Source organism: Corynebacterium sp. (assembly GCF_030535495.1).
Lineage (GTDB): Bacteria > Actinomycetota > Actinomycetes > Mycobacteriales > Mycobacteriaceae > Corynebacterium.
Genome location: NZ_JAUNRW010000048.1, coordinates 1 through 16,452, shown reverse-complemented (window position 1 = coordinate 16,452; position 16,452 = coordinate 1). Strand labels below are relative to the sequence as shown.

Genomic DNA, 16,452 nt, shown 5'->3' with positions numbered 1-16,452 from the left:
GAGCGTCGATACCGGCCTGTCCACGGACGCGGTCAGGAAGAAAGCCCTCCCGGCGTACCAGCTCCATGGCCTGCGACATTCTGTCCATGCCCCGACCCTAGCCATTCGCCGAAAGGGGAGGGAGATTGATCAGGAAGCAGCGACCTTGTGGAGGCGGGGGATGGGCATCCGCATTCCCAGAGCGGCGGCGGCATGTTCCTGTGGCCAGCGGATGACAAACGACCGCTCCTCCAGCGAGCCCTTCTCCACCACGAACGGGGAGGGGCCCTGGGGTGGGGTGCCGGAGACCTTGAGATTGACACCCCACTGATCTGTCCAGAAGTACATCGGGTGATCGCGTTCGGCGGCTGCGTTGCCGTGGAGCAGTGCATCGGCGGCGACGCATGCCTGCTCGATGGCGGAGGTCCAGATGGGCGAGCGCCGTGGGCCCGCGGGGCCGTCGAGCCAAGCGACGTCACCGGCCGCCACGATGCCCGGGTGTCCGAGGACGCGTTGGCGCGAGTCCACGATCAGCTTTCCCTGCGTCAACAACCCGGAATCTTCGAGCCAGCCGACCTCCGGATCGTCTCCGATGCCGGTGAACAGCACATCGGAGGTGATCACCTCTCCCGACGGAAGGGTCACCGTCATTCCGTCGCCGGTGTCGGCCACCGTGTCGACGAAGGAGTCGATGACCCGGAGTCCCGCCTCCTGGGCCAGGTCAGTGAGAATGCCACCCAGGAACGGGCCGAGGTGCAGGGACATGGGAACGCCGGGATTGATCAGTGTCACTCGGCAACCGAGACCGATGGCCCCGGAGGCGACCTCCATGCCGAGGGGACCTCCGCCGATGACGGTCAGGCTCGGCTGTCCCTGCAGCCGGGTCCGTAGTGCTGTGGCGTCGGCCAGTGAGCGGAGCGTGAACTCCCGGTCACTCGTCGACAGTCGTCGAGCGCGGGAACCGGTGGCGATGACCAGGCCGTCATACGGCAACCGGTGACCGTCGTCGAGACCGACGGTGCGTTGCTCGGTATCCAGTGAGATCGCCGCACGTCCCAGCAACTCCGTACCAGCGGATGTGGTGGGCAGGGCGGCGACGTCGATGCCCTCACCCGGGGCGAGCGCGGCCTTCGACAGCGCGGGGCGTGAGTAGGCTCCCACCGGTTCCGCACCGACGAAGGTGAGTTCGCCGGTGAAGCCGTGTCGGCGCAGGGATTCCCCGGCGGTGAGTCCGGCAGCACCCAGCCCGACGATGACGATCCGGTCCATGGTCACACCAGCTTCAAGGCGGCGACGGGGCAGACCCGGACGGCGTCGCGTGCGGCGTCGAGCTGATCGTCACCGGGTTCGGTGACGTCGATGATGAGTTCGCCGTCGTCGTCGAGGTGCATGAGGTCGGGGGCGGCCTCCTCGCACAGGCCGTGGCCTTCGCAGCGGGGGCGGTCGAGTTCAATGCGGGTCATGATTCCTCCTTGGGGGGGGCTGTGGATGTGACCAGCGTCGCAAACTCTCCCCGATCTGTCTAATGAATAAAGAATATAAGGTACATTCACGGTATGAATGGCAAGCCGGTCAATCTGTCCAACGTCGACCTGAATCTGCTGGTCAGCCTGCATGCGTTGCTTGAGGAGCAGTCGGTCACCGGGGCGGCGGATCGCGTCGGCCTCTCACAGCCGGCGATGAGCCATGCCCTGCGGCGGATCCGTTCCCTCATCGATGATCCGGTGCTCGTCCGCGACGGATCCCGCAGCATCCTCACTCCCCGCGCACAGGGATTGCTCGGCCCGCTGCGGGATATCCTGCACCGCACGTCAGGGTTGCTCGGCGGGGAGAGCTTCGACCCTGCGACCAGTACCCGGTCGATCACGGTGGCGATGTCGCCGACGGTCGCCTACATCCTCGCGCCCGCGCTCACCCGCCTGCTGGCCCGCGAGGCGCCCGGAGTGGGTCTGCGCGTGCTCACCACCTACGACACCTCGGACGCGGTGTTCACGGGGGAGCGGGCCGACGTCATGCTCCTGGCGGAGGGGTATGTCACCGACCATCCGCGGGAGCGGTTGTTCGACGACGAATGGGTCGTCATCGCCGGCACCCCGGAGTTGAGCACCGACACGGTGGTGGATGTGCTGTGGACCTGGCCGCATGTGGTGCTCGATGCCCCGCAGCTGCCGCGGCCGTATGAACTCCTGCGTCACCGGGGGATCGACATCGACGTCCAGGTGCGCGTCAATGACTGGCTGCTCATCCCGCAGTTCGTGGCGGGGGAGCGTCGGGTGGCCCTACACCGGCGGCGGGCGATGGACCGCCTCGGCGTCTACGGCGGCCTGACCGTGGTTCCTTTTCCTTTCCCGCTGCTGGGCCTCGGCGTCGACATGGTGTGGAATCCGTGGCTCGGCGATGATTCCTTCCGTGGTTGGCTCCGTGATCTACTGGTCCAGGCTGTGAGTATTCGCCATGAGAATGGGAGTAATTAGAAGTATTCATTTGTCAGATGTTCACCGGGCCTGTTGACTGTGGCCCATGACACTCACCACCACCGCTGCGCACGCGGTCACAGACATCGATCTCTTCTCCGACGAGGTCCTCGGCAACCCCACCCACCACCACAACCAGCTCCGCGAGCAGGCCACCGTCGTCCATGTCCCCGCCAACGACGTCTGGGCGATCACCCGCTACGAGCAGGTCCGCGACGCACTCGGCGACCCCGCGACGTTCTCCTCCACGAAGGTCGCCTTCAACGACACCTCCAACGGCTACCTGCAGGGCACGTCACTGGCCTCCGACCCGCCGCAGCACGGACCCCTGCGCGCGGCCCTGACCGAGAACCTCAACAACCGCGCCATGCGCAAGCTCAAGGACGGCATCTTCGCCAAGGGTGATGCCCTGGTCCGGGAGCTGACGGCCAAGGGCGAGTTCGACGGCATGTCCGAGCTCGCCGAGGCGTTCCCCGTCTCCATCGTCATGGACCTCATCGGCCTGCAGGGTGAGATCCGCGAGAAGATGCTGCCGTGGGGTGAGGCTGCGTTCAACATGCTCGGCCCCCTCAACGAGCGCGCCACCGCCGGACTACCGCTGGTCGGAGAACTCGTCGAATGGACCCACCACACCGTCAAGGCCGAGGATCTGCTCGAAGGCTCGATCGGCCGCGCACTGTTCGCCGCCGCCGAGCGGGGTGACATCGCCTACGAGTCCTGCGGCATGATCATTCACCAGTACATCGCCGCCGGCCTGGACACCACCATCACCTCCATCGGCAACGCCCTCGAGCTGCTCGCCGCCCACCCGGACCAGTTCGAGCTCCTGCGCTCCGATCTCTCCCTGGTGCCGGCCGCCTTCATGGAGGTGCTGCGCCTGCGCACCCCGGCGCCGGTCCTCGGCCGGGGCACCACCCGTGACGTCGAGGTCGACGGCACCGTCATCCCCGCCGGGTCTCAGGTCGCCCTGCTTCTCGACGCCGGAAACCTCGACCCCCGCCACTACGAGAACCCGGAGGTCTTCGACATCCGTCGTAACCCGGTGGACAACCTCGGTTTCGGCTACGGCATCCACGGCTGTGCCGGACAGGCCCTGGCACGTCTGGAGGCGCAGGCCGTCATCAAGGCCCTGGCCACCCACGTGGAGTCCTACCGTGTCGCCCGCACCGAGCGGCGTCTGAACAACTTCACCCACCCCTTCTCGAGCATCGAGATCACCGACGTCGTGCTGGCCGACGCCTAAACTGCCACAACGCCAACGCCGCGCCCTCCGATCGGAGGGCGCGGCGTTGGCGCGTCGATAAGCGGTCAGGCACGGGTGAAAGGCAGCACCAGGCGCGACTCGTGGTGGGCGTCGCGGTAGACGGTCGTCGTCGTGCGGCGGCCGATCGGCAGGTGGAAGGCGTCCGGCGGGAGCAGCGAGTTGTGCTCGTCGGACATCGGCTCGTTGTTGGACAGTTCCGCGACCAGCCGGTGACCGGGCAGGAAGGTGGTGGCGAAGGGGTAGATGCGGATGACGTACTCGTTGATCTCCCCCGGGATGACGGGGGTCTTCGAGGTGTGGGGGTGGATCGGGTTGCCCTCGGTCGATTCCGGGGAGAGCTCGTTCTGGCTGGCCTTGAGGTATCCGGTGGTGACCAGCTGGCGTTTACCGTTCGGTGCGAGATCCCACAGACGCAGGATGAGGTTGGTGTCGTCCTGGTCGATGGCGATGTGGAGGTGTGCGGCGCCGGTGCCCATCATCTCCGTCGGCTCGGTGAAGGCCGCGGTGGACCAGGACAACAGTGCGGTGTCGTTGGTCAGCGTCATCGGCAGCTGGGTGAAGGCCTCGGGCTCGGCGTACTCGGTGCCCAGCGGCTCCGGGGCCGGGGCCAGCAGGTGGCGTGGGCGCAGGTAGAGGCTGCGGTACTCGACGTCCTTGGTGGGGAAGGCATCACCGGTGACCGTCTCGTGGGAGCCCTCGACGTGGACGGTGACGGTCGCGGTGTCGGCGATCCCGTTGTCGATGCCCTTGAGGAAGTGGTCGTACCAGGCGAACATCTCGTCGTGGGCGTCGACGAAGGGGCGGGAGTTCATCGGCGGGTAGGGGAGGATGTCGAGCTTCTTCGGTCCCTGAACGGTATTGAAGAGCTCGATCGTGCCGTCCATGGTCCACCCGCGCCCCTGCGCGATCTGCAGGTAGGTGGGAATGGTGATGTTCTTCGCCAGCGTGATGGGGTTGCGCTCCTCGTACCACTCGCCGTCGAGATCGTTGAGCACGATGTCGAACCAGGCCTCGTGGTTCTTGGGATAGTTCAGGACATGGAACATGTTGGGCCAGCCGGCGACGTCCGGGTCCTCGAGTCGCTTCTCGACGGCCGCGCGCACCTCCTCGGCGCTGAACTGCTCGAGCATGCGGGAGGAGACACGGTCGGTAAAGGCCCAGCCGGAGTCGCCGCCGCGGCCTTCGCGGGCGGCGCGCGGCATGAGCCACATGACACCGCCGTGGTAGGTCGTCTCGTAGAAGTCGTAGTGGCCGCCGTTGACGAAGATCGCCTTGAGGGCCGGGGGATTCTCCGCGGCAGCGAGCACGGACATGGAGCCGAAGTAGGAGGTGCCGATCATGCCGACATTGCCGTCGCACCAGGGCTGCTCGGCCACCCACTGGATGAGGTCGTAGGCGTCTTCGCCGAGGGATACGCCCCCGGCGTTGTAGTTGCCGATGTGCTCGCCCTCGGAGTGGCCGGTGCCGCGGACGTCACCGATGACGTGGACGTAGTCCTCGGCCACCACGCGGGCGATGTCACCGGCCTCGATGCAGCCGTCCCAGAGCACGCTGGGGCGGTACTGGGCCGGCATGGTCAGCGAGAACGCCTGGAGTTCCTTGCCGTAGGGGGAGAGTGCAACAAGTGCGGGGCGTGGGGTGTCATCAGGCTTGTGGTAGGCGTCGGCGGCCATGAGGGCCCCGTCGCGCATGGGGATACGCAGGTCCTTGCGGACGGCGATCTGTTGTGTTCCGGCGGTGAGGGTGCTGTATTCGGCCATGTAGGGTGGCTCCTTCGCTTCAGGGCGTGACATAGAACATATTATTATACTAAAGTGGTGGGGGCAAGGCCCTGACCTAGGAGAAGTACATGACCACACCCGTTCATCCGATCATTTCCCCGTGGGGTCGCTTCGGCCTCTACACCTTTCTCATCGACGCCCCCGAACTTGCGATCGTCGACACCGGCATCGCCACGTCCCCGGCTGAAGGTATGGCCCCGGAGCTGGAGAAACTCGGTCGTCGCATCGAGGACGTCCGCTGGATCCTGCTCACCCACGGACACATCGATCACATGGGTGGCGCCCATGCGCTGTGGGAGATGACCGGCCGCAAGGCGCAGATCGTCCTCCACGAGGCAGATGTCCCGTTGCTCGCCTCCCGGCGCGCCCACGTCGACAACTATCTGGGTCTGCGCGCCCGCTACATCGACAACCCAGGTGCGGAGGAACAGCAGACTGCCATGGCGGAAGAGGTCATTTCGGGAGAAATGCAGCCGACGCTCGTCGTGCGCGGTGGCGAGGCCCTCGACCTCGGCGGCGGCGTGTCGGTGAGCGTCCACCACACCCCGGGGCATACCGCTGGTTCCGTCTCCTACGTCATCGACGGCCAGAACGACGTCTTCGTCGGCGACGCGGTGCAGATCCACGGCGCGGCCAACGGCTTCCCCGGGTACGAGGACCCGGACGCCTACCGCGCCTCCCTCGAGTATCTGCGCGACGAGGTTCGTCCCCAGCGTATGTTCCAGGGGCACCCCTACGGCTCCGCGGCCGGCGAGCCCTACGGCGTGGAGCTGGACCGGGAGACGGCCCACCGCGCCCTGCAGGACAGCCTCGACATCGAGGCCCGGGTCCGCGCGGCCGTCGACCGCATCCCCGCACAGGAGACCGCATCCCCGTACTCCCCCTACGAGGCCATCGCCACCGAGCTCGGCTACGAGAAGGACCCCACCCTCGAACCTTCGCCGTTTTTCACCACGGTGCACGGATACCTGCATCGTTGATAAGCACGAATACAGAAAGCAGGGCCCGTCGGCGAAAACGCCGACGGGCCCTGCGGCATGCGGGGGTCAGTAGGGGGCGACGGTGGTCTTGCGCGGTGCGGACTCCCGGAGGAAAAGTGCAAAAAGCGTGGCGACGAGCGCACCGCCGGAGGAGATGAACAACGCGGACGCCAGACCGTAGTGGTCTGCCACCGCGCCGGTGATGACGGGGTTGAGGAAGCCACCGACGAACTCACCGATGCCCACCGGCAGTCCGACGGCCAGTCCCGCGACGGCAGGGCGTACGGATTCCGCCGGAATGACCGACATAGCCATGCCTCCCACGCCCATGCCGGCGGCGAAGAGGAACACCGTCAGGCCGAGCAGACCGGGTTGCGACACATAGACAAAGGCGAGAGGAGCAAGGGTCGAGAGGAGGCCGAAGATGACCGCCGTCGGCTTACGGCCGATCCGGTCGGAAATGAGCGGGACGACGAAACCCCAGATGGCAGTACCCACGCCGAAGGCCGCGAGGATGAGGCTCATCGAGCTGGCGGTCCAGCCGCGCACATTGGTGAGGAAGAGCGGTCCGAACACCTGCAGCGAGATGAGGTAGACCATGAAACCGGAGAACATCACGATCGACACAATGACGTTGCGATTGCGCAGCACCTCGCCCAGTCCCGCCTTGTGGTCCGGATGGGCGTATCCCTCGGTCACCGTGTCGGTGGTCTCCGGCTCCCGCATGACCTTCCAGATGACGAACGCCATGATGAGGCCCGGGATGATGGTGAAGAAGAAGGCGGTACGCCAGTTGAAGGCATTGGCCAGAGCCACGATGACGATGGGGGCGAGCACGCTGCCGAACACACCGTTGGCGGTGTTCATGGTGAAACCCAGGTTGAAACCGCGGCGGTGGGGTGAGGACTCGATGGCGAGCACCGACTGGGTGACCGGAATGGTCGGCCCTTCGAACAGTCCCATGAGCAGACGCAGAATGATGAGGTGGACGAAGGTGCCCACGAAACCCTGGAGGAAGGATGCCAGCGAGAAGGCGATCATGAGGATTACCAGGTACAGCCGCTTGCTCTTCACCTTGTCGGAGAGGCGACCGCCAACGATGGACGCGATCGACCACGTCAGAGCAGCGGCGCCGGCCAGCTGACCGACCTGGGCATTGCTCAGCCCCAGATCCTGCTGGATAAAGGGCATGAGGAAGTTGATGATGAGCCGGTCGAAGAAGACCAGGCCCACGGCGAAGAAGAAGATTGTGACGAGGCGGTTCTCGTAGCTCCAGAAGCTCTGCTTCGGTGCATCCGGTGAGGCGGTGGCCCGCGTGGACGTGGTCATGACTACCCCTTGGAGTCGGAGTTGAGGAATCGGGCGGTGTCGTGGAAGACCTGGTAGAACTCCGGGATCCACGAGAAGTTGGCCACGAAACCGTGGTTGGCGGCGTCGTAACGCTTGAGTTGGGTGGGTACGCCAGCCTTCTCCAGCCGAGCGGCGTAGGCTTCTCCCTCGTCGCGCAGAGGGTCGTAGCCGGCGGTGATGATCAGTGCTGGAGGCAGCCCTGAGAGGTCCTCACGCTTGATGGGGGAGACCAGCGGATCAGCCGAGTCGGCGCCGCCCTCAAGGTAGAAGGAGTTGAAGGGGGCCAGACCGTTGTACTCCAGCCCGTAACCTTCAGCGTTTTCCCGGAGGGAGGGCCAGCGCTCCTGATCGAAGTCCAGATCCACCGATGGGTAGTAGAGGATCTGGTGGGTGATGGTGTCGAGACCGGCGTCCTGCGCCATGGCCGTGAGGGCCGCGGCGAAGTTGCCTCCCGAGGAGTCACCCGCGACGGCCAGCGGGGTGCCGGCATCGAGGGTCGACGAGAGCTTCTCGACAACCGCGTAGCACTCATGGAGCGCCACCGGGAAATCCACCTCGGGGGACAGGGAGTACCCCACGGAGACGACCCGCCAACCGGTCTCCTTCGCCAGGGCGCGGGCCACGTGATCGTGGGTGTCCAGCGAACCGGAGAAAAAGGCACCGCCGTGGAGGTAGATGATGACACCGGCCGGGTGGTCGGCGTCGGCGTAGACACGGACCGGGACGTCGGCGATGGTGTCGTCCGTAACGGAGGCGATGGGAGTGCGCTCGTCGACGGGCGGCACCTGACCGGCCTCGAAGGCGCGATTGTCGACCGGGTTCGGCGGAGTGGTGGAGGCGGGAGGGAGCGTGTCGACGATCTTCTGGATCTCTGGATGCAGGGTCATGGGTTTCCTCAGGTGATGTGGATGATGGCGCTGCCGTGGTGATCGCCGCCCCGGGGGCAGCGGCGGCAACGCCATCGAAGGGTCGGGGGATTAGTAGTCGATCTTGTCCTTCTCCGGGAAGGCGGTCTTGCCGGCCGATTCCGCGTTCCAGGATTCGCGGGAGATGCGCTGCAGCTCCTGGACCGGTTCCTTGCGGCGGGAGGTGTACTCCGCCAGCGCCTCGGGCACGGAGTTGGCCTCGACCAGGCAGTCCGCGAGCACTCCGGCGTCGATTACCGCGGAGTTGGCGCCCTGGCCCTGATGGTGGAGCATGGCGTGGGCGGCATCTCCGATGAGAACCACGGCATCCGAGTTCCACTGGTCCTGCGGATCGAGGTCATGGGCGGAGCGTTGGTTGACCTCGTCCCAGTTGAGGTTCTCGATGATCCGGCGCAGGCGCTCGTCGAAATTGCGGCACATGGTCAGGACATCCTCCTGGGACACCTGCGGGTTCCAGGAGGTGTCCGGGTGAGGCACCGTGATGTCGAAGGAGATCTGTCCGTTCTCACCGCGGTGGCGCAGCGGCAGGAAGTAAATCATGCCACCGGTTTCGTTGTCGAGGTAGAGACGCAGGTTGTCGTCGACAAGCAGACCCTCGCCGAGGGAGCCGTCGATGACTGCGCGGTAGGCGTGGGCGTTCTGCGCCACCGGCTGGGAGTCGGAGAACAGGGCGCGGACGCGGGACTTGATGCCGTCGGCGCCGACGAGGATGTCGAAGGTCTCCTCCTCACCGTTGGCGAAGCGCACGGTGGCGGAGTCGCCGTTGTCGGTGATCTCCTCCGCCCGGTAGCCGTACTGGAGGACACCCTCCGGGAGCTGGCTGGTGAGCACGTCGATGAAGTCGCGGCGGTGGATCATGCGGGTGTTGTGCTTCTCCGAGCCCTCCTCGAGGAAGGGCCACACCTCACGGTTGATGAAGTTGCCCTTCGCGTCGAGGATCTCGAAGTAGTCGGAGGGGGAGGTGACCTTCTCGATCTCCTCGAACACACCCAGCTTCTTGAACAGCTTCACGGTTGCGGGACGCAGGCCGATGCCTGCGCCGACCTCGCCCGAGGCAGGCGCCTGCTCGTACACTTTCACGTTCGCACCGATCTGGGACAGTGCCAGTCCGGCGGTGGCGCCGGCATACCCGCCGCCGATGACGCCGATCTTGAGGTTCTTGATGTCTGCGGTCTTCATGTTGCTGTCTATCTCCTGATGGGGTGTGTTTTAGGTCCGAACAGCCAGGAAGTCCTGGGCGTGGTCGTGGAAGATCTGGTGGATGATGTCCTCGTTGACGCCGTTGCGACGCATGTCCGGGATGAGGACCTCGAAGATGTAGTTGATGGTGTGGCCCTTGACACCGGGCCAGCCCAGTGGAGAACAGTTGGCGTCGGCGGAGGCCAGGACGCGGTGCGCCAGGCCGCCGTTGACGAAGCGGAGGAAATGATCCATGCGGTCCTTGCGGGGACGGGCCCAGAAGGGGGGATCGGGCAGCTCCGTCTCGTACCCGAAGGTGTCGAAACCGAGGCGTCCGCCCTGCTCGACGATCCAGGTGTCGGGGGTCTTCTCCGCGTTGACACCGTCGTCGACGTGGCCGAACAGCACGCGGTCGAGATCGAGGCCCTCGTCCTGGAATATCTCGACAGCCGGTTCCGGGTCGATGGCCAGGTGGGTCATGATCGGCACGCCGGTCTGTACCGCGGTGCGGGCGGCCGCGCGGTAGATGCGCTTGTCCAGCTCGGTCATCCGGCCGCCACGGGACACCCCGACCTTGATGATGCCGGCGCGGGCGTTCGTCCCCTGGATACCGACGGTGATCTCGTGGTGGAAGACCTCGGCGAGGTACTCCACGGAGGCGCGCTCGAAATGGGGCAGTGCGGTGTCGCCGCCGACGAAGCCGGTGCAGGCGACGATGTGCACGCCGGTCTTCTCAGACAGAGACTGGTAGTAGGGGATGTCGCGGCCGTTGCAGATGCCGGTGGCGTCGACGAAGGTGGCGGCTCCGCCAGCGTATTCGCGGAACTTCCGCAGCTTGGGGACGGTCTCCTCGTAGCGGACCTCGGGGGACTTCCACCACTTGGTGTCCAGCTCTGAGCCGGGCATGCCGTAGCCGATGTGCTCGTGGATGGCGACGAATCCGAGTTCTGCGACAGGGATCGCGCCGAGGACTGTGTTGACGTAGGACACGAGGGGCTCCTTCTAGGTGGTTTCGCTGAGGGAGAGGAACGCGCGCGGATTGTCGCGGAGAAAGGCGTCGGTGGTGGTCTCGTCGAATCCGAGATCACGAACGAAGGCCAGCGGTGCGGAGTAGGCGACATCGCGGCCCGGCAGTCCCTTGGCCACGCCGATGGCGCTGGCGGAGACGATGATGCGGTCGGTGTGGCCGGCCTCGATGAGGTCGCGGATGAGTCGGGCGCGGGCGTCGTCATCAACGAGCTCGTCGTCGGAGGTACCGATGTTGTCGATGCCGACGTATACGCCGCGGGCGGCGATCTCCAGAACCGGGGCATCGACACGGTCAGCGCCGCCGATGAGGATGCGTGAGGGATCCAGGCCCTCGGACAGGACGACATCAAGGTCTCCCAGGGCGTCGTTGCCGTACTGGAAGGACAGAGGCGCACCGGTGACTGCCGCGGCGCGGGCTGCTCCGCGCAGGAGGGACTCGTCCGTGGCGGTGCGACCTTCCCTGGTGACGGCCGTGACGATGAGACCGGCCGGGGCGCGCCGTTCGACGCGGGGGATGACCATGCCTTCGGTGACTTCTGCTTCGAAGAGTTCCGCGAACTTCTCCGCCGGCCAGGGAGTGGGAGGATTGGTCTGCGGGGTGAGGAAGTATCCACCGAGCAATCCCTCGGGGCCCTGCCCGGTGGAGGCGACGATGTGGACGCCGGTAGCCCGGGACAGTGCCTCCAGTAGGGGGAGGTCACGGCCGTGGAACATGCCGGTGGCATCGACGATGGTTCCGCCGCCGTGGGAGGCGAAATCCTTCAATCGGGCTTCAAGGGTGGAGAAGATCTCCGGGCGGTCGAAGGTGATGTCTGGTGCGTACTGGGCGCCGGGGAACACGGAGAGCAGGGCCTCGTGTACCGCGACGATTCCCAGGTCGTCCTGGTCGACTGGGCCGAGGACGGTGTTGACGTGCGTCATGTGCGCGACCTTTCAGCGGGGGGCTGGGCGTGAGGGACACGACTTCGTAGCCCGCAGGCCCTGTCCGGGCGCGGGGTGGTCGTGTGGGGTGGCGGTGACGAGGTTTCAGTGGGCCGGGGAGCTGCGCCGTCCGCCTGGCGAGCCGTAGCACACTGACCGGAGAATGTGACCTTCCTTACGTCGTGAAACTAACATTGGCATAATGTCATGCCAAAGTCAACACTGACGGGTCTGCGGGTTACTGCCGTGCCCTACCCCCGCGGGGCCGGACTATGTCACGAAGTGGTACTTGAACTCCTCGGCCTGGTGCATCGCCATGCGCCATCCCTGGGGCACCCCGCCCACCGAGAAGAAGGTCGTCTCTATGGCCAACAGAGGGGACCCTCTCCTCACCCCGAGCGCTTTCGCCTGGGAGGCGGTGGCGGCCGTCGCCCAGGCCTCGTGTTCGGCACGGTCCAGAGAAATTCCGTACTCCCGCTCGAGAAGATCGAGGGCGGATCCCCGGCCCTCCAGGAAATCTACGGTCGGGGAGAACCCCTCGGGACCACGGATGTAGATGTCGGCGTCAACCAGGGGCTGCCCCTCAACGGACATCAGGCGGGTGAAATGTACGACCTTCTCGTCGTCGGGCAGCTGCAGGCGCCGCCGGATGTGTCCCGGCGGAACAACCCGCTCCGGAACAGAGACCACCGACGTGGGCTTGAGTCCCGTATCCGCGAGAAACTGGGAGAGTCCGCCGGGGCGGACATCTGCGGGACGGGCGACCCGTGCCCCCATCACCGGAAAGGTGCCCTTGCCCTGTTTGCGGTAGACGAACCCCTCGGCGGTCAGATCGCTGAGGGCCTGGCGAATGGGCGCGCGGCTCACTCCGAAACGCTCCAGGAGCTGTGCCTCCGTCATGGGAACGGCAGGGTCGGCGGCACCATTGGAGATCTCCGTGCGGAGGATCTCCTTGATCTGCTTGTACATCGGGACCCCGGAGGCGGGGTCGAGCTCACCGGTCGTCATGACTTGAGTCAACCATAGGTGGGGCCCCTCCTCCGGGATTAAAGAGAACGGAGTTGGCCGGGAAGATCCGGCGGGGCTACGCCGTGACCTGCGGCCACTCCGCGCGGCGGTCGAGGAAGGCCCGGGCGGCAGCCTGCGCGTCCTCCAGGGAGTGGTTCTCTCCCCAGCCGCACTGGACCTCGTTGGCGGCGGGCACCTCGGTCAGCTCCAGGACGTCGCTCAACGACGCCGCGATGAGCTCCTCGATTTCGTCTGCCGGGTGATCGCCGACGACCATGAGGTAGAAGCCGGTCTGGCAGCCCATCGGGGAGAAGTCCAGGACGTAGTCGGCGTGGTTGCGGATGGTCTCCGCCACGGAGTGCTCCAGGGAGTGGATGCCCGGCATGTCCAGGTGATCCTGGTTGGGCTGGCAGAAGCGGATGTCGTACTTGATGATGACGTCACCGGCCGGCAGGGTCTTGCGGTCCGCGACCCGGATGTAGGGGGCGGCGACGGTGCGGTGGTCGAGGTTGAAGGACTCCACGTTCATAGGCATGCGCGCGATCCTAGCAGCGGGTGACTACCCGTCCTCCGCGACCACCGGGATGACGACAGTGCGTGGCCCGGTGGGGTTCGGTTCCATGAGATCGGCCGCGTCCATGGTGACCTCCCAGGGGGCGGTGGGGTCTGCCGCCGGGGCCGGTGGGGGAGGTGCCTCCCACTCCGGGAGCACCGGCATCTCCCGGGGGTCGCCGAGACCCAGATCGACGAAGCTCTCCCCGTCGATGACGAAGATGCGGACGCCGAGGGGGCCGTCGAGAAGCGGAACGTACTCCAGCTGCGCGACGACCTCCTCGTCGACCAGCACGTTAAGCCCGGAGACCTGCCCGAGCACCTGGCGGTTCCCCCCGGTGAGCGTGGCGGGCAGGCGATGGCCCTGCGGCAGAATGCGTGAGCCCTCGCTGAGGTTGGTGCGGGGGATGAGGAGTTCGGGGGCGGGAAGTTCGACGGCGGCGTCGAGAAGCCCGCGCTCCTTGTCGATGCACACCCGTGCCCACACCTGCGGTTCCAGGTGGGCCGCGTGGAGCCGCTCGATCTCCGGGAACTGTGCACGCATCCCGGCCGACAGGGATCCGATGACACCGTACTCCCACCGCACGCGCCACCCGCGGGTGAGGAAATCGGGCACCAGCACCACCGGAATAAACGTGCCCCGGGATTCCATGAGTTCGGCGGTGCGCAGGTGCGAGAAGAGAATTGCCTGGTTGACCCGGTCCAGGGGAAGAGAATGGACGTCCGCACCTGCCGGTGGGCGGGGCAGGGGGCAGGGGGCAACAACCATGGCTACAGCCTAGCCGGGCTCGATAGGCTGGCGGCATGAGAATCCCGCCCGCCGGACTGTTCCTCCTCGCCGCCGGATCCCAGCGTGCCTTCGGTCGACTGACCACCCCCGGACTCATCGCGGCCGCCCCCATCGTCCTCGGCTCCGCAGTGGTGGGAGCTGCGGCGGTGGGTGGATTCCTGCGGCAGGGCACCACCGTCGACCCGGTGCGGGTGGGGCGCGCCTCCTCGCTGGTGACAGACGGGGTGTTCGCCGTGACCCGCAATCCCATGTACCTCGCGCTGGCGGGAACTCTCACCGCCCATGCCGTGGCGCGCGGCTCCGGATGGGGGCTGATTCCCGTGGCGGGGTTCGTCACCGCCCTCAACCGATGGCAGATCGCGGCGGAAGAAAAAGCGCTGGAGCGCCGCTTCGGCGCGGAGTACGCGGCCTACGCCGCCCGGGTACCGCGCTGGTTAGGGCTGGTTGGGGCTGGCTAGGCTGGCGGCATGAGACTGACAGTATGTCCCGGTGACATCACGCAGGTGGCAGCTGACGCCATCGTCAACGCGGCCAATTCCGGCCTGCTCGGCGGGGGAGGCGTCGATGGCGCCATCCACCGCGTCGGCGGCCCGACCATTCTCGCCGGGTGCCGGGAGATACGCGCCAGCTCCCATCCCGAGGGGCTCCCGGCCGGGCAGGCCGTGGCCACCGGCGCCGGTGATCTTCCCGCGCGGTGGGTGATCCACACCGTGGGTCCGGTGTGGTCGGAAAGCGAGGACCGCTCCGCGACCCTGGAGTCCTGCTACCGGGAATCCCTCCGGCTGGCATGCGAACTCGGTGCGCGATCGGTGGCCTTCCCCGCCATCTCCGCCGGCGTGTACGGCTGGCCGATGGAAGACGCGGCGCGTATCGCCGTGGAGGCCTGCCGGGACGCAGGGGACGCGGGGGTCGCGGGGGAAGTGGAGGAGATCATTTTCGTTCCCTTTGGTGATGCGGCGGAACGGGCGTTTGAGGCGGCGTTGTCGTATTAGTTAAGGGATTGTTATAGCCCGTTTTCTGCCCAGGTGAGAATGCGGAAACGGGGCCGCCGGGCGGGTGGTGCCAGACCTTTTCGAGTGTCGTGGCACGCGGTGGTGTGCCTACGTTGGAAAGGATTAGTGTTTCCTACTTTGACGGGATAGTCGACGTGTTGACCCGCCTTGCCTCATCGCTACGTCTGAAAACTGATCCACCGGTGTATTTCGCCACGGTTGCCGCAGTCCTCGCCTTCGTCGTCCTGACCATCGTGGCCGGCGACTGGGTCGGGGACGTTTTCGGTGCCGCCACCACCTGGATCCTGTCCAACCTCGGATGGTTCTACATCCTCGGTGTGACGTTGTTCCTGATCTTCCTGTTCATCATCGCCATCAGCAGATTCGGGCACGTCCGGCTCGGTGCGGACGACGAACGGCCCGAGTACTCCACCCTGGTGTGGTTCGCGATGCTGTTCGCCGCCGGCATCGGCACCATCCTCATGTTCTGGGGTGTGGCCGAGCCGATCTCGCACTTCGCCAACCCGCCGATAGGCGATGTGTCCCCGGAATCCACTGAGGCCGCGCGCCAGGCGATCGCCATCACCCACTACCACTTCGGTCTGCACACGTGGACGATCTTCGCCCTACCGGCCCTGTGCTTCGCGTACTTCATCTACAAGCGGAAGATGCCGCCGCGGGTCAGCTCGATCTTCTCCCCGCTGCTCGGCTCCCGTGTCTACGGCCCGATCGGCAAGACCATCGACGTCATCGCGCTCATCGGCACCATTTTCGGCGTGGCCACGTCCGTTGGCCTGGGAACCCTGCAGATCAACGCCGGTCTCAACGAGCTGTTCGGTCTCACCGTCTCCCCGGCAGTGCAGGTGAGTATCATCGCGATCGTCACCGCCATCGCCTGCGTGTCCGTGGCCGCCGGCCTGGACAAGGGCATCAAGCTGCTGTCCAACATCAACATCTGGATGGCCATCGCCCTGCTCATCTTCGTCATCCTCGCAGGTCCCACCGTCATGGTGCTCAAGGGCACCATCGAGTCCTTCGGCATCTACTTCTCCCGCCTGCCGGAGCTGGCGTTCTGGAACAACGCCAACCCCAACAGCCCGGACAACGAGACCTGGCAGAACACCTGGACCGTCTTCTACTGGGCGTGGACCATCACGTGGTCGCCCTTCGTCGGTATCTTCATCGCGCGCATCAGCCGTGGCCGCACCATCCGTGAATTCGTCGCCG

The 16,452-nt window shown here is 66.0% G+C and carries 17 protein-coding genes; 6 read left to right on the top strand and 11 right to left on the bottom strand.

All coding sequences use genetic code 11. The features are described from left to right. Positions 1-129: 129 nt before the first annotated feature. Positions 130-1,248, bottom strand: a complete 1,119-nt coding sequence (locus Q4F73_RS07465; protein WP_303358731.1) for an NAD(P)/FAD-dependent oxidoreductase — start codon at positions 1,246-1,248, stop codon at positions 130-132. Positions 1,249-1,250: 2 nt separating this feature from the next. Then, positions 1,251-1,442 (bottom strand): ferredoxin, encoded by a 192-nt coding sequence (locus Q4F73_RS07460; protein WP_303358730.1) that lies wholly within the window; start codon positions 1,440-1,442, stop codon positions 1,251-1,253. A 93-nt stretch (positions 1,443-1,535) separates the two neighbouring features. Between Q4F73_RS07460 and Q4F73_RS07455 the strand changes: the two genes are divergently transcribed. Continuing rightward, on the top strand, positions 1,536-2,453 hold the full coding sequence (locus Q4F73_RS07455) for a LysR family transcriptional regulator (RefSeq protein WP_303358729.1): 918 nt from the start codon (positions 1,536-1,538) through the stop codon (positions 2,451-2,453). Positions 2,454-2,499: 46 nt separating this feature from the next. Beyond that, entirely contained in the window at positions 2,500-3,696 is a 1,197-nt protein-coding gene (locus tag Q4F73_RS07450; protein WP_303358728.1) for a cytochrome P450, read from the top strand. A gap of 65 nt (positions 3,697-3,761) precedes the next feature. Here Q4F73_RS07450 and Q4F73_RS07445 read toward each other — a convergent pair whose 3' ends face one another. Next, a complete protein-coding gene (locus Q4F73_RS07445) occupies positions 3,762-5,477 on the bottom strand; it encodes a CocE/NonD family hydrolase (RefSeq protein WP_303358727.1) in 1,716 nt (571 codons plus the stop codon). 89 nt (positions 5,478-5,566) lie between these two features. On the opposite strand from Q4F73_RS07445, the gene Q4F73_RS07440 reads away from it, so the two are divergent. After that, a complete protein-coding gene (locus Q4F73_RS07440) occupies positions 5,567-6,478 on the top strand; it encodes an MBL fold metallo-hydrolase (RefSeq protein WP_303358726.1) in 912 nt (303 codons plus the stop codon). A 66-nt stretch (positions 6,479-6,544) separates the two neighbouring features. On the opposite strand, the gene Q4F73_RS07435 is transcribed toward Q4F73_RS07440, so the two are convergent. From Q4F73_RS07435 to Q4F73_RS07400, 8 genes are all read right to left on the bottom strand, one after another. Next, complete coding sequence (locus tag Q4F73_RS07435; protein WP_303358725.1) at positions 6,545-7,807, bottom strand: MFS transporter; 1,263 nt, start codon at positions 7,805-7,807, stop codon at positions 6,545-6,547. Positions 7,808-7,809: 2 nt separating this feature from the next. Continuing rightward, entirely contained in the window at positions 7,810-8,715 is a 906-nt protein-coding gene (locus tag Q4F73_RS07430) for an alpha/beta hydrolase (RefSeq protein WP_303358724.1), read from the bottom strand. 90 nt (positions 8,716-8,805) lie between these two features. Next, positions 8,806-9,933 carry an NAD(P)/FAD-dependent oxidoreductase gene (locus tag Q4F73_RS07425; protein ID WP_303358723.1) on the bottom strand — a complete coding sequence of 376 codons (1,128 nt, stop codon included), beginning with the start codon at positions 9,931-9,933 and terminating at the stop codon, positions 8,806-8,808. Between the two features lie 30 nt (positions 9,934-9,963). After that, a complete protein-coding gene (locus Q4F73_RS07420) occupies positions 9,964-10,923 on the bottom strand; it encodes a phosphotriesterase (protein ID WP_303358722.1) in 960 nt (319 codons plus the stop codon). Between the two features lie 12 nt (positions 10,924-10,935). Then, positions 10,936-11,883, bottom strand: a complete 948-nt coding sequence (locus tag Q4F73_RS07415) for a phosphotriesterase (RefSeq protein ID WP_303358721.1) — start codon at positions 11,881-11,883, stop codon at positions 10,936-10,938. 270 nt (positions 11,884-12,153) lie between these two features. After that, positions 12,154-12,891 (bottom strand): GntR family transcriptional regulator, encoded by a 738-nt coding sequence (locus Q4F73_RS07410; protein WP_303358720.1) that lies wholly within the window; start codon positions 12,889-12,891, stop codon positions 12,154-12,156. A gap of 76 nt (positions 12,892-12,967) precedes the next feature. Beyond that, on the bottom strand, positions 12,968-13,426 hold the full coding sequence (locus tag Q4F73_RS07405; protein ID WP_303358719.1) for an S-ribosylhomocysteine lyase: 459 nt from the start codon (positions 13,424-13,426) through the stop codon (positions 12,968-12,970). A gap of 24 nt (positions 13,427-13,450) precedes the next feature. After that, positions 13,451-14,212 carry a hypothetical protein gene (locus Q4F73_RS07400; RefSeq protein WP_303358718.1) on the bottom strand — a complete coding sequence of 254 codons (762 nt, stop codon included), beginning with the start codon at positions 14,210-14,212 and terminating at the stop codon, positions 13,451-13,453. Positions 14,213-14,247: 35 nt separating this feature from the next. On the opposite strand from Q4F73_RS07400, the gene Q4F73_RS07395 reads away from it, so the two are divergent. The 3 genes from Q4F73_RS07395 to Q4F73_RS07385 form a co-directional block, all read left to right on the top strand. Beyond that, entirely contained in the window at positions 14,248-14,691 is a 444-nt protein-coding gene (locus tag Q4F73_RS07395) for an isoprenylcysteine carboxylmethyltransferase family protein (protein WP_303358717.1), read from the top strand. 9 nt (positions 14,692-14,700) lie between these two features. Next, the gene (locus Q4F73_RS07390) at positions 14,701-15,225 is read left to right on the top strand and encodes an O-acetyl-ADP-ribose deacetylase (RefSeq protein WP_303358716.1); all 525 of its coding nucleotides are present in this window, start codon (positions 14,701-14,703) and stop codon (positions 15,223-15,225) included. A 155-nt stretch (positions 15,226-15,380) separates the two neighbouring features. Continuing rightward, positions 15,381-16,452: BCCT family transporter (locus Q4F73_RS07385; protein WP_303358715.1), on the top strand; the 1,072-nt coding region annotated here is incomplete at its 3' end.

What these genes read in the sequence shown, in the direction of transcription:
- Q4F73_RS07465 (WP_303358731.1), bottom strand. Translation starts at nt 1,248, where the DNA reads ATGGACCGGATCGTCATCGTCGGGCTGGGTGCTGCCGGACTCACCGCC.
- Q4F73_RS07460 (WP_303358730.1), bottom strand. Translation starts at nt 1,442, where the DNA reads ATGACCCGCATTGAACTCGACCGCCCCCGCTGCGAAGGCCACGGCCTG.
- Q4F73_RS07455 (WP_303358729.1), top strand. Translation starts at nt 1,536, where the DNA reads ATGAATGGCAAGCCGGTCAATCTGTCCAACGTCGACCTGAATCTGCTG.
- Q4F73_RS07450 (WP_303358728.1), top strand. Translation starts at nt 2,500, where the DNA reads ATGACACTCACCACCACCGCTGCGCACGCGGTCACAGACATCGATCTC.
- Q4F73_RS07445 (WP_303358727.1), bottom strand. Translation starts at nt 5,477, where the DNA reads ATGGCCGAATACAGCACCCTCACCGCCGGAACACAACAGATCGCCGTC.
- Q4F73_RS07440 (WP_303358726.1), top strand. Translation starts at nt 5,567, where the DNA reads ATGACCACACCCGTTCATCCGATCATTTCCCCGTGGGGTCGCTTCGGC.
- Q4F73_RS07435 (WP_303358725.1), bottom strand. Translation starts at nt 7,807, where the DNA reads ATGACCACGTCCACGCGGGCCACCGCCTCACCGGATGCACCGAAGCAG.
- Q4F73_RS07430 (WP_303358724.1), bottom strand. Translation starts at nt 8,715, where the DNA reads ATGACCCTGCATCCAGAGATCCAGAAGATCGTCGACACGCTCCCTCCC.
- Q4F73_RS07425 (WP_303358723.1), bottom strand. Translation starts at nt 9,933, where the DNA reads ATGAAGACCGCAGACATCAAGAACCTCAAGATCGGCGTCATCGGCGGC.
- Q4F73_RS07415 (WP_303358721.1), bottom strand. Translation starts at nt 11,883, where the DNA reads ATGACGCACGTCAACACCGTCCTCGGCCCAGTCGACCAGGACGACCTG.
- Q4F73_RS07410 (WP_303358720.1), bottom strand. Translation starts at nt 12,891, where the DNA reads ATGACGACCGGTGAGCTCGACCCCGCCTCCGGGGTCCCGATGTACAAG.
- Q4F73_RS07405 (WP_303358719.1), bottom strand. Translation starts at nt 13,426, where the DNA reads ATGCCTATGAACGTGGAGTCCTTCAACCTCGACCACCGCACCGTCGCC.
- Q4F73_RS07400 (WP_303358718.1), bottom strand. Translation starts at nt 14,212, where the DNA reads ATGGTTGTTGCCCCCTGCCCCCTGCCCCGCCCACCGGCAGGTGCGGAC.
- Q4F73_RS07395 (WP_303358717.1), top strand. Translation starts at nt 14,248, where the DNA reads ATGAGAATCCCGCCCGCCGGACTGTTCCTCCTCGCCGCCGGATCCCAG.
- Q4F73_RS07390 (WP_303358716.1), top strand. Translation starts at nt 14,701, where the DNA reads ATGAGACTGACAGTATGTCCCGGTGACATCACGCAGGTGGCAGCTGAC.